The sequence below is a fragment of the Streptomyces sp. NPDC006655 genome (assembly GCF_040703965.1).
In the GTDB taxonomy this organism is placed as follows: domain Bacteria; phylum Actinomycetota; class Actinomycetes; order Streptomycetales; family Streptomycetaceae; genus Streptomyces.
In genome coordinates this window covers 1-10,962 of sequence record NZ_JBEYJU010000166.1, presented here as the reverse complement: position 1 = coordinate 10,962, position 10,962 = coordinate 1, and the positions used below count along the sequence as shown (strand labels likewise).

The following is a 10,962-nucleotide window of genomic DNA, read 5'->3' as shown; positions in this document are numbered from 1 at the left end:
CGCGGTGCGGCGGGTGCTTCGGACATCGCGGAAACCTCCTGACTGGTCGTCGAGGCCGCTGCCGGCCACGTCGCGGAAGACGTCTTCCAGGGTGGCCAGGGTATCCTGGACCTGCCGAGCTTCAAGGGCGCGAAGCCGTACCACCAGGCGCATGCGCGGGGCGTGAAGCTGATCGGCGCGACGGCGCACTACGTGACCGCCGACCTCGACGAGGGGCCGATCATCGAGCAGGAGGTCGAGCGGGTGGGGCATGACGTCACCCCGGACCAGCTGGTCGCGATCGGCCGCGACGTGGAGTGCCAGGCGCTGGCACGAGCGGTGAAGTGGCACGCGGAGCGGCGCATCCTCCTCAACGGCCGTCGTACGGTCGTCTTCGCCTGACGTCTTTCGCCTAGGGGGCGGGGGGTTCCGTAGTCCGGCGACTGCGGCAGCGCGGGGGCCGTTCGCGCAGTTCCCCGCGCCCCTGAAGGGGCGTTGGTGCAGCGCGCCCTCCAGGGGCGCTGGGGGTACCCCCGGCCGAAGGCTGGGGGAGGAACTGCGCGATCAGCCACGAACCACCTGCACTCGCCGTCCCCCGTCCCGCAGACCCCCCGGCCCCATAGGCGTACGCCTCTACATCCTGCTCAGGCTCGCCGCCGCGAACAGGACGTCCCTGATCGCGACGCGGTCGCCCAGCTGGCCGGCGGCCGCCTCCTCCGGCGGTACGTGCCCCGCGGCCAGCTGGCAGAACTCCACGTCGTCCAGGGCCACGTGCGCCACCTCGAACTTCGCGGAGCCCACCGCTCCCGGCGAGTCCAGCGGGATCAGCCACTCGCCGCCGCCGCTGCCCTCGATCTCCAGTCGCAGGCTCCGGCCGGGCTGTCCGGCGGGGACCAGGTGGGGTGTCGGGCCGGGCGCCGCCAGCCCCGCCTGCCGGCGTGCCGCCAGCACGAGCGGCAGCATCCGTGCCGCGAGGTCGATCATCTTGTGCAGGTGCCGAGGGGCGGGCGGCCCGTAGGGGTAGTCCACGGCGTCCGCGATGTCCCCCGCGTGCACCCAGCACTCGAACGCCCGGTCCAGCATCGCGTCGTGCAGCGGCAGTTCGAAGTCGCCGTACGACACCCCGAGGCGCCCGGCGCCGCCGCCGGTGAAGGAGACGGTCTGCACGAGACGGTGGCTCTGCTCCCGCCAGGGCACCCGCAGCGCCCGCGACGGCGGGAAGTACGACGCCTGCCAGAAGGCCTCGGTACGGGCCGCGGGGCCGGTCGCGCGGGCGTCGCCCAGCGGGTCGTCGAGGCCCAGCGCGGTCGCCACCAGACCGTCCACGGACAGCAGGTGCGCGATGACCCCGGCGACGGTCGTACGACGGCTCGTCGGGTCCGTGCCGTCGAACCAGCGCAGCCGTACCGGCGCGTGCCACTCGGCGTCGCCGATGTCCTGGAGCAGGGCGTCCAGGCGGGCGGTCTCGGCGTCGTAGGGCGCCGCCCACGCGGGGACCGGGATCCGGGCCGGCCGGCGGTCCAGACAGGCCTCCAGGACGCGGGTGCGCAGCCCGGGGTCGAGGTCCAGGCTCTCCGGCTGGTGCAGCAGCCCGACCGCCTCCCGCAGCCGCCGCGCCTCGTCCGCGCAGGCCCCGCAGCTCCCGAGGTGGGCCTCGACGGCGAGGGCCTCCGCCGCCGAACACGCGGCCAACGCCCACGCCCCGAGCAGCGACTTCAGGACGTCGTGCGACAGCTCCAGCGGTACGGGAGGCAGCTCGGCCGCCTCGGGCAACGGCTCCCCACCGTCCTCGACGGACATCCGGGGCAACGGTATGCGCGGTACGCGCCCCCACTCACCCCCACCACCGGACCCACGATCCGAACCGGAACCCGAACCGCGTCCGCGATCGGAGCCGGTGCCGCGGTCAGCGGCGGGGGTCGGGTCGGCGCCCTCGTCGGGGGCGGGATCGTTCGGGGGGTCGAAGGGGGCGCTCATGCGTCGGCTCCGTAGCCCGGCGGGGTCGTGGTGTCGTGGGCGGTGGAGAGGAGTTGCAGGCCGAGGCGGAGTCGGCGGCGGGCCTCGTCCTCGGTGACGCCGAGGTCCGCCGCGGTCCCCCGGTAGTCGCGGCGCTGGAAGTAGGCGAGGTCGAGGGCGGCCCGCAGCGGGGTCGGCATGGAGTGCACGATGTAGTCCGCGCGGGCGGCGACGGACGCCCGCCGGACCCTGCGCTCCAGCTCCTCTGCGGCCTCGGTGCCGCCGCCCTCGCCGGCCGGGAGCGCGGCGGTCTCGGTGGCCCGCAGGCGCTGCACGGCCAGCCGGTGGGTGAGTGCGGCGACCCACGAGCGCAGCGGCCCCTGCCTCGGGTCGTAGGCGTCGGGATGCTCCCAGACGTGGACGAAGACCTCGCGGGTTATGGAGTCGGCGGCCGTCTCGTCGCCGAGGACGCGGTGGGCGAGGCCGTGCACGAGCGAGGCGAAGCGGTCGTAGAGCTCACCGAGGGCGGCGGCCTCGCCGCGTGCGAGCCGCTGCTGCATCTTGCGGTCCCAGCGGGGCGGTGTGTCCCTCTTCGCCATGCGGCCCCCTCCCCGTGCCCGTGTCCAGCGTGTCTGCACCGTCTCCCCGAATGTAGTCGGCACGTCCGGCGACGCACGCCCCTTTATGCCAATGCGCGCCCCGTGCCGGACCTGGAGTGGTAGAGGACGCTCCTCTCTCTTTTCCCTCCCGTTTCCGATCGACCGGGATTAAACACGATCGATCGGGATCGACAGTGACCGAAACAAGCCCTTTTCTGATCGTCCCTCGTTTGTGGTCCGGGGTTTCGGGGAACGGCCGCTGGGCAGCCGCGCGAAAAGAAGCGTAGGAACTGGCTCCGTTTCCGGGCGGTTCCGGAGATCCGGCGAGCGGAGGGCTGAGCCGTGGCTTTCAAGGTGACGGGCGAGGAACAGGGCGAGTGGGCCGTGCTCGCGGTGTCGGGCGAACTGGACCTGGTGACCTCGCCGGTCCTGCGCCAGCGGGTGCACGACGCGGTGGCCGAGGGACATCACAGTCTGGTCCTCGACCTGTCCGACGTCTTCTTCTGCGACTCCAGCGGGGTCGGCGTCCTCATCGCGGCCCGGCGCCTGATCCGCTCCTGCCGGGGCCGGCTGCGGCTGATCCTGCCGGCCCGGGGCGCGAGTGACGGTTCTCACGTCAACCGGGTCCTCGGCGCCCTCGGCGTCCGGCGGCTGTTCGACGTGTACGCCGACACCGACAGCGCGGTCTCCGACGAGGAGGACCCCCTGTCCGCCTAGGACGCTGCCCGGACACTGCCACACAGTTGTCCCGGAATTCCCCCGGTCTTGGCACAAACGACGCCTTGCCGCTCCCCGGCCGTCGCCCGCGTCGTACGCTCCCTGCGAGGAGAACCCCCACGTCACGTAAGGCGGCCCGAACACACATGGTCAGCACCGAGTACGAGCGACGGATCGCCGCCCGCTTCGCAACCTTCGACCAGGACGGCAACGGCTGGATCGCCCGCGAGGACTTCAACTCGGCGGCCAAGGCGCTGCTCGCCGAGTTCGGCGCCGCGGCCCGCTCCGACAAGGGCCAGGCCCTGTACGCCGGCGCCGAGGCCTTCTGGCAGGGCATGGCGGGCATGGCGGACCGGGACGGCGACCAGCGCATCACCCGCGAGGAGTTCGTGAGCGGCGCGGTCAAGCGGCTGCACGACAACCCCGACCGGTTCGCCGAGATCGCCCGCCCCTTCCTGCACGCGGCCCTGGCCCTCGCCGACACCGCGGGCGACGGCACGGTGACCGTCCCCGACACCGAGCGCGTACTGCGCGCCCTCGGCGTGCCCCCGGAGACCGCGGCGACGGTCGCCGCGGGCCTCGACACCGACGGCGACGGCAGGGTCGCGGAGGCGGAGATCGTCCCGGCGTTCGCCCGCTACTTCACGATCCCTCAGTAGCGGCCGCCGCCGCGGAGGAGCCCGAGAACCGCTCGCGCAGCCGGTACTTGAGCACCTTGCGCAGCGTCTCGTTGCGCGGCAGGGCGTCCACCACCTCGAGCCGCTCCGGCAGCTTGTGCACCGACAGCCCTGCCGCGCGCAGGTACGCCACCACCTCCGGGAGCGTCAGCACGGCAGCGCCGGGCGGCTGCTCGATCACCGCGCACACCAACTCCCCGCGGTCGGCGTCGGGTAGCCCCACCACCGCCGCGTCGCCCACCGCCGGATGCGCGGCGAGCAGGTCCTCGATCTCCTTCGCCGAGATGTTCTCGCCCTTGCGGATGATCACGTCCTTGAGCCGTCCGGTGAGGACCAGGTGACCGCTCTCGGTCACCTGCCCGAGGTCGCCGGTCCGCAGGAACCCGTCCTCGTCGAAGGCCTCCGCGGTCTGCGCGGGATCCAGGTATCCCTGGCACACCGCCTCCCCGCGCAGCCGCACCTCGCCGCCCTCGGCGATCCGTATCTCCATCCCGGCCGGCGGCCGCCCCTCGGTCGTCGCCAGGTTCTCCGCCGTGTCGTCCGGTGCGCCCATCGTGATCATCGGCACCTCGGTCATGCCGTAGCCGTGCGTCAGCTGCACGCCCATCTCCCGCACCACCGCGTGGTACACCTCCGGCGGCTTGGGCGCCCCGCCGCCCGCGAGCAGCCGCAGCGACGGAATCACCCTGGTCCCCGGCCGTTTGCGCTGCTCGGCCAGGAACATCGAGTAGAACGCCGTCGACCCGCCCGCCACCGTCACCCCGTGCCTGCGGTACTCCGGCAGCGCGTCCGGCAGCGCGAAATGCTCGAACAGCACCGCCGGGAAGCCGTACAGCAGCAGCATCACCGTGTAGTCGGGGCCCGCGATGTGCGCGTACGGGAAGGCCATGGAGCCGATGTCGTCCGCCGTGAGCCGCAGCGCGTGCGCGAGGCACGAACCGCCCGCTATCAGCGAGCGGTCCGTGTGGAGGACGCCCTTGGGGTCGGAGGTGGTGCCCGAGGTCCAGTAGATCCACCGGACCGAGGTGCCCTCGGCGGGCGGGGCGGGCAGGACGGCCGGGTCGCCGTCCGGCAGCCCGTCGGCGTCGTACACCTCGAAGACGCCCTTCGCGCCCAGCCGCCGGGCCAGCTCCGTGTGGTCGAAGCCGCGCCACACGCCCGGTACGGCGAAGAACTCGGCCCTGGACTCGCGCAGCGCGAAGCCGACCTCGCGGTCCCGGTAGAAGGGGATGACCGGGGACTGCACGGCGCCGAGCCTGGCCAGCGCGAAGGACAGCACGGCCGTCTCGATCCGGGTGGGCAGCTGCCAGGCGACGACCGTGCCGGGGCGCACGCCCATGCCGTACAGGCCGGCCGCGACGCGCTCGGCACGCGCGCGCAGTCCGCCGAAGGACAGTGCCCGGTCGCCCTGGAGGAACACCGGCCGTTCCGGAGTGAGTTCGGCGCGGCGGGCGGCCAGGTCCCAGAGGGTGCGGGAGGCGCTCAGCTCGTGTGCGGTGGCGTTCGTGTCGTCCATGGCCGGGCCCCTGTCCTCTCCAGCTGACGAGTCGTCAGATCGTAGGTCCTGGCGCCTTGCCGGTCCAGGGGCGCGGGGCTAGCCTGCGAGATCTGACGAACCATCAGCTCCGTGGGGGTGCCTGCCGGTGGATCTGTCGTACACGCCCGAGGAGGAGGACTTCCGGGCGCGCCTTCGGGAGTGGCTCGCCAAGGTGCTCCCGGGGCTGCCGCCGAAGCCGCGCCCCGAGGACTGGCCGGGCCGCCGCGCCTACGACCTCGGCTGGCAGCGCACGCTCCACGACGCCGGGTACGCCGACGTCCACTGGGACGCCTCCCCGACCGTCCGGCTGATCTTCCTGGAGGAGACCGAGAAGGCCGGCGCACCCTATGTGGGCGCCAACTTCGTGGGCCTGCTGCACGCGGGCCCGACCATCGCGGCCGAGGGCACCGCGGAGCAGCGGGCCCGCTGGCTGGCGCCGATCCTGCGCGGCGACGAGGTGTGGTGCCAGGGCTTCAGCGAACCGGACGCCGGCTCCGACCTGGCCGCGCTGCGCACGCGCGCGCGGCGCGACGGCGACGACTACGTGGTGAGCGGATCCAAGATCTGGACCTCGCACGCGGAGGTCGCCGACTGGTGCGAGCTGCTGGTGCGGACGGACCCCGAGGCGCCGAAGCACCGGGGCATCAGCTGGCTGGCCCTGCCCATGGACGCCCCGGGCGTCACCGTACGGCCGCTGCGCACGCTCGCCGGTTCCGACGAGTTCGCCGAGGTGTTCCTCGACGAGGTGCGGGTCCCCGTGGCCAACCGGGTGGGCGCCGAGAACGACGGCTGGCGCGTCACCATGGTGACCCTCTCCTTCGAGCGCGGCACCGCCTTCGTCGGCGAGGTCGTCGCCTGCCGCCGGGTGCTCGGCGACCTCGCGCGCGCCGCGCGTGCGAACGGCGGCTGGGACGACCCGGTGCTGCGCCGCCGCCTCGGCCGGCTGAACGCCGAGTTCCGGGCGCTGTGGCGGCTCACCCAGTGGAACGTCAGCGAGGCGGAGGGCCGGGGCGTGCCCGGCGTCGGCGGTTCGGTCTTCAAGCTGCGCTACTCGCACGCGCGCCAGGAGCTGTACGACGCGGCGGCCGCCGTGCTCGGCCCTGACGCGCTCGACCTGGACCGGCCGTGGGTCCTCGACCGGCTCTCCTCCCTCTCGTACACCATCGCCGCCGGGACCTCGCAGATCCAGCGGAACATCGTGGCCGAGCGGATCCTCGGACTGCCGAAGGGGCGGTGAACGCACGTGCGTTTCCGGCTGACCGATGAGCAGGAGTCGTTGCGGGACGGCATGCGGGCGCTGCTCGGACGCCGGTTCGACGGCGCGGCGCTGCGGGCGGCCGTGGCCGCGCCGGGCCTGGACCGGGAGCTGTGGCGGGAGCTGGGCGCGGCCGGGTTCTTCGCGCTGCGGCTGCCGGAGGCCGCGGGCGGGGTCGGACTGGGGCTGCCGGAGGCCGTGTTGGTGTTCGAGGAGGCCGGACGGGCGCTGCTGACCGGCCCGTTGCTGGCCACCCACCTCGCGGCCGCCGACGTGCCGGGCGCGGCCGACGGGGAGACCGTGGTGGCCCGCGTGGACGGCGGCCTGGTGGAGTGGCTGGCCGAGGCCGACGTGGTGACGGGGGACGCGGGGGACGTGTCGGAGGCCCTACCGCTGCGCTCCGTCGACCCGTTGACGCCGCTGCACCGGGTGCCGGGGGTCCGTGACGGAGCCCCGGATCCGGTGGCCGTGCTCCTGACCGCCGCCGAGCAGCTCGGCACGGCCGGGCGCGCGTGCGAACTCGCCGTGCAACACGCCCGCACACGCGTGCAGTTCGGGCAGCCGATCGGGGCGTTCCAGGCGGTCAAGCACCTGTGCGCGGAGATGCTGGTGCGGGCCGAGACCGCGCGTGCGGCCGTCTATGCGGCCGCCGTGACCGCCGACCCCCTGGACGTCGCGGCGGCCCGGCTGCTCGCCGACGAGGCCGCCGTGGCCGGCGCCCGGGACTGTCTCCAGGTGCACGGCGGCATGGGCTTCACCTGGGAGACGGAGGTGCACCTGCTCCTGAAACGGGCCTGGGTGCGGTCCCAGCGTGGCGGTGGCGTCACGGAGAGTGAGGAAGTGCTCGCGGCCGACCTGCTCGGGTGAGCGTTCGAAAGGGCTCTGGCCTGCGAAATCGGCGTCCGCGCGGTCAAGATGTCGCGGATTGTGGCATACCGGAATCACTGAGCGTTGATACCGGGTTGTGTCCAACGCGTGACTCGTCACGGACTGGAGTCGGGTGTCCGCTCCGGTACCTTCTGTGGGATGCGAGTGGTTCCGAGGACGAGCCATGCCCGCGGCGCCGTCGAGGCGGCCCCGCGGCTCGTGGCGCGTGCCGCTGTTCGCAGGGTGGTAAGGGCTTGTGCCCCCGCCTGTTCGACTCCCCGCCGCGAGCGTCGCACAGTATGCCGTAGGCGTACTCCTTCGCGCTGGAATATGCCCGAAGCGCTTGTTGGGGTGACTGTACGTCAACCATGCTGTCTCGTAAGGGAATCACGTTCCGTGACCCTTGCTCTGGCCGTTGTTCTGGCCATGCAGAAAATGGCTACGATCGTGGCCCTCGTCGTCCTCGTCGTCGCGGTCCTCGTCGTGGCGTTGGCTCGGCGCGGGTTCATGTGTCCGCCGGTTCGGATGGTGTGAGCGGTGCAGGTGCTTCAAGTGCAGCTGGAGATCCGGCCCGACCCCGCGGAGGTGGGGCGGGCCAGAAGGTGGGCCCGCTCGCGCCTCGCCGGGTCCGGGATAGCGGTGGACGAGCCGCTCGCCGAGACGTTGATCCTGCTCGTCTCCGAGCTGGTCACCAACGCCGTCGTGCACACCGGCCGCCCCGCCGTGCTGCGGCTCTCGCTGCCGGGCGCGGACCGTGCGGCCGCCGAGGACCCGGCCACCGTACGGCTGGAGGTCGCCGACGACAGCACCCGCGCGCCCGTGCCGAGGTGCGTGGACGGCGACGCGACCGGGGGCCGCGGCCTCGCCCTCGTCGACGGGCTCGCCGACCGCTGGGGCTGGAGCCGGGAAGGCGCCGGCAAGCGCATCTGGTGCGAACTCGACCGGTGCTCGGAGCTCCGGCAGGGTGCGGCGGTGGCGTACGGGGGCGGCCTGGCCTCCTTCGAGGGGCTGGCCTTCGAGGCGGTGTGATCCCCGTGTGCGGTGATGCGCCGGGGGTTGCATCCGTGCGCGCCCATGGTGAACCGGGGTGTGCCGGGGAAACCCCGAACGGGTGTTGACGCCACGTGACCATGTGAACACGCTTGAGGTCTGCGATTCGCCGCGAGGGGGCGGCGAGGGGGTCCGGTCACGGACGTCCTTGCCGAGTGTGGGTCGAGGCGGACGGCGGCGTGCGGGACCGGGCTCGGGGCGGGCCGGCGCGCGTGGCCGTCCGGGTTCCGGGGGGATGGGGGAGGGTCGGTGTCACGCCGGTTCCCGGCGTGACACCGACTCGGACTCCCGCTCGCCCCGCGCCGGGCTTCAGAGGACGGCCACGGGTGCGACGGGGCTGCCCGTCGCGCCCGCGAACGGCTCGGGTGTCGCCGACAGCAGGAACGCGTACCGGCCGGTTTCTCCACAGGCTGTGGACAACTCTTCGAGATTCCAGTTCTGGCCCTGGAGCATGCCCATCTCGACCAGGTCCAGGGCGTGCACGGGCAGCCAGAGGTCCTCGATCTCGGGCGGGAAGATCTCGAAGGTGAGGGTGTCGTTGGCGACGGCCGCCACGTCGCGCGCGTGGAACCACTGCGGGGTCCGCACCGAAAGACCCGGCGACGGGTAGCCGTACCCGTGCTTGTCCCCGGTGAGGTACACCTGCACCTGCCCGGTCCGCACCAGCACGATGTCGCCGGCGCGGACCGTCGTCCCGGCCAGCTCCTGCGCGGCGTCCAGATCCTCCGGGGTGACCGCGTGGCCGCCCGCCAGCCGCTCGACGCCACGCGCGCGTGCCACGTCCAGCAGCACCCCGCGCGAGACGATGTGCCGCACCTTGTCGATCCCCGCGAACCGGGCCCCGGCGTGCGCGGTCACGGTGTCCGCCGGGCGGCCGTTGTACAGCCGCCCCGAGTGCGAGACGTGGGTGAGCGCGTCCCAGTGGGTGCCCGCCTGCAGTCCCATCGTCACGGCGTCGTCGCTGCACGCGACCGTCCCCGGGCCGAACAGCTCCTGGTTGATCTGCACCATCGCGTGCAGCGGGTTGACCCGTCCGGGGATCATCCCGGTCTGCACGCCGTCCTCCCGCAGCGGCAGGGCCAGCGGGATCCGCCGGCCGGTGCGCACGGTAGCGGCCGCCTCCCGGACCACCTCGTCGGTGATCAGGTTCAGCGTGCCGAGCTCGTCGGCGGTGCCCCAGCGCCCCCAGTTGTTGACGCGCTTGGCGATGTCGTGGAACTCAGCCGGCAGTGACATCCGGTTCCTCCCCGGGGCTTGTGTCCGCACATCAGACGCGCCATAAAATCTAACGGTCCGTCAGAAACCGCGGGAAGGGGCCGGGCATGGGGAACTTCTTGGCAGGCAGGGTCGTCGCCGTGACGGGTGCCGGGCGCGGTATCGGACGGGCCGTGGCGCTGGCGGCGGCGGCCGAGGGGGCGAAGGTCGTCGTCAACGACTACGGCGTCTCGGTCGACGGCGCGTCGCCCACCAGCGAGGTCGCCGAGGCCGTCGTCAAGGAGATCGAGGCGGCGGGCGGCGAGGCGGTCGCCGTGGCCGACGACATCTCCACGATGGCGGGCGGACAGCGGATCGTGGACGTGGCGCTGGAGTCGTACGGGCGGCTCGACGGGGTCGTGTGCGTGGCCGGGATCCTGCGCGAACGGATGCTGTTCAACATGACCGAGGAGGAGTGGGACCCGGTGGTCGCCACCCACCTCAAGGGCACGTTCACGGTGTTCCGGGCGGCGTCGGCGGTGATGCGGGGGCAGCGCGCCGGCACCCTCATCGGGTTCACCAGCGGCAACCACCAGGGTTCCGTCTCGCAGGCCAACTACAGCGCGGCCAAGGGCGGGATCATCTCGCTGGTGCGCAGCGCGGCGCTCGGCCTGCACAAGTACGGGGTGACCGCGAACGCGGTGGCGCCGGTGGCGCGTACCCGGATGTCGGCGGGGGTGCCGATGGAACTCGCCGAGATCGGGGAGCCGGAGGACGTGGCCGCGTTCGTGGTCTACCTGCTCTCGGACGCCGCGCGGGACGCGGGGATCACCGGGCAGGTCTACACGGTCGCCGGGCCGAAGATCGCGGTGTGGGCCCAGCCGGGGGAGGTGCGGGCCGCGTACGCCGAGGGGGGTTCCTGGACGCCGGAACGGATCGCCGAGGTGCTGCCGGGGAGTGTGGGGGTGGAGCCGATGCCGATGCTGGCACGGGTGGCGGCCATGGAGGCCGCTGCGCGGGGCGGGGGGCGGCCGAACGCCTAGGGCCCTTCTGATGGATCTCCGCGGCGTCGCGACGCCCGGCACGCACGCTCGACGCACGGGGTGGCGGGCCAGGTGGCTCCGCCACATG

The 10,962-nt window shown here is 73.2% G+C and carries 11 protein-coding genes and 2 pseudogenes; 8 read left to right on the top strand and 5 right to left on the bottom strand.

Going from position 1 to position 10,962, the window contains the following annotated elements:
* A pseudogene (locus tag AB0958_RS42835) lies at positions 1–105 on the bottom strand (ABC transporter ATP-binding protein); the annotation flags it as partial.
* 6 nt (positions 106–111) lie between these two features.
* Here AB0958_RS42835 and AB0958_RS42830 point away from each other — a divergent pair.
* Positions 112–381, top strand: a pseudogene (locus AB0958_RS42830) (formyltransferase family protein); the annotation flags it as partial.
* 231 nt (positions 382–612) lie between these two features.
* Here AB0958_RS42830 and AB0958_RS42825 read toward each other — a convergent pair.
* Both AB0958_RS42825 and AB0958_RS42820 read right to left on the bottom strand, forming a co-directional pair.
* A complete protein-coding gene (locus AB0958_RS42825; protein WP_366895908.1) occupies positions 613–1,794 on the bottom strand; it encodes a maleylpyruvate isomerase N-terminal domain-containing protein in 1,182 nt (393 codons plus the stop codon).
* A 158-nt stretch (positions 1,795–1,952) separates the two neighbouring features.
* Positions 1,953–2,534 carry a sigma-70 family RNA polymerase sigma factor gene (locus AB0958_RS42820; protein ID WP_366895906.1) on the bottom strand — a complete coding sequence of 194 codons (582 nt, stop codon included), beginning with the start codon at positions 2,532–2,534 and terminating at the stop codon, positions 1,953–1,955.
* A 342-nt stretch (positions 2,535–2,876) separates the two neighbouring features.
* On the opposite strand from AB0958_RS42820, the gene AB0958_RS42815 reads away from it, so the two are divergent.
* Together AB0958_RS42815 and AB0958_RS42810 are read left to right on the top strand one after the other, a co-directional pair.
* Entirely contained in the window at positions 2,877–3,251 is a 375-nt protein-coding gene (locus AB0958_RS42815; protein ID WP_360515901.1) for an STAS domain-containing protein, read from the top strand.
* A gap of 146 nt (positions 3,252–3,397) precedes the next feature.
* Positions 3,398–3,910, top strand: coding sequence for an EF-hand domain-containing protein (locus AB0958_RS42810; RefSeq protein WP_366895905.1), 513 nt, complete (start codon positions 3,398–3,400; stop codon positions 3,908–3,910).
* Here AB0958_RS42810 and AB0958_RS42805 read toward each other — a convergent pair.
* Entirely contained in the window at positions 3,894–5,444 is a 1,551-nt protein-coding gene (locus AB0958_RS42805; protein ID WP_366895904.1) for an AMP-binding protein, read from the bottom strand. The two genes, AB0958_RS42810 and AB0958_RS42805, sit on opposite strands and share 17 nt — an antisense overlap.
* A 127-nt stretch (positions 5,445–5,571) precedes the next feature.
* Between AB0958_RS42805 and AB0958_RS42800 the strand changes: the two genes are divergently transcribed.
* From AB0958_RS42800 to AB0958_RS42785, 4 genes are all read left to right on the top strand, one after another.
* Positions 5,572–6,702 carry an acyl-CoA dehydrogenase gene (locus AB0958_RS42800; protein ID WP_366895903.1) on the top strand — a complete coding sequence of 377 codons (1,131 nt, stop codon included), beginning with the start codon at positions 5,572–5,574 and terminating at the stop codon, positions 6,700–6,702.
* Between the two features lie 6 nt (positions 6,703–6,708).
* On the top strand, positions 6,709–7,587 hold the full coding sequence (locus AB0958_RS42795; protein WP_366895902.1) for an acyl-CoA dehydrogenase family protein: 879 nt from the start codon (positions 6,709–6,711) through the stop codon (positions 7,585–7,587).
* A gap of 396 nt (positions 7,588–7,983) precedes the next feature.
* On the top strand, positions 7,984–8,121 hold the full coding sequence (locus AB0958_RS42790; protein ID WP_360485491.1) for a hypothetical protein: 138 nt from the start codon (positions 7,984–7,986) through the stop codon (positions 8,119–8,121).
* An 18-nt stretch (positions 8,122–8,139) separates the two neighbouring features.
* Entirely contained in the window at positions 8,140–8,616 is a 477-nt protein-coding gene (locus AB0958_RS42785; protein WP_366895907.1) for an ATP-binding protein, read from the top strand.
* 330 nt (positions 8,617–8,946) lie between these two features.
* Here AB0958_RS42785 and AB0958_RS42780 read toward each other — a convergent pair whose 3' ends face one another.
* Positions 8,947–9,873 carry a cyclase family protein gene (locus AB0958_RS42780; protein ID WP_366895901.1) on the bottom strand — a complete coding sequence of 309 codons (927 nt, stop codon included), beginning with the start codon at positions 9,871–9,873 and terminating at the stop codon, positions 8,947–8,949.
* A gap of 86 nt (positions 9,874–9,959) precedes the next feature.
* On the opposite strand from AB0958_RS42780, the gene AB0958_RS42775 reads away from it, so the two are divergent.
* Positions 9,960–10,874 (top strand): SDR family oxidoreductase, encoded by a 915-nt coding sequence (locus tag AB0958_RS42775; protein WP_366895900.1) that lies wholly within the window; start codon positions 9,960–9,962, stop codon positions 10,872–10,874.
* Positions 10,875–10,962 lie beyond the last annotated feature (88 nt).

Bases quoted from the DNA above. Each gene is read 5' to 3' on its own strand.
- AB0958_RS42820 (WP_366895906.1), bottom strand. From the start codon at position 2,534: ATGGCGAAGAGGGACACACCGCCCCGCTGGGACCGCAAGATGCAGCAG.
- AB0958_RS42810 (WP_366895905.1), top strand. From the start codon at position 3,398: ATGGTCAGCACCGAGTACGAGCGACGGATCGCCGCCCGCTTCGCAACC.
- AB0958_RS42775 (WP_366895900.1), top strand. From the start codon at position 9,960: ATGGGGAACTTCTTGGCAGGCAGGGTCGTCGCCGTGACGGGTGCCGGG.
- AB0958_RS42780 (WP_366895901.1), bottom strand. From the start codon at position 9,873: ATGTCACTGCCGGCTGAGTTCCACGACATCGCCAAGCGCGTCAACAAC.
- AB0958_RS42805 (WP_366895904.1), bottom strand. From the start codon at position 5,444: ATGGACGACACGAACGCCACCGCACACGAGCTGAGCGCCTCCCGCACC.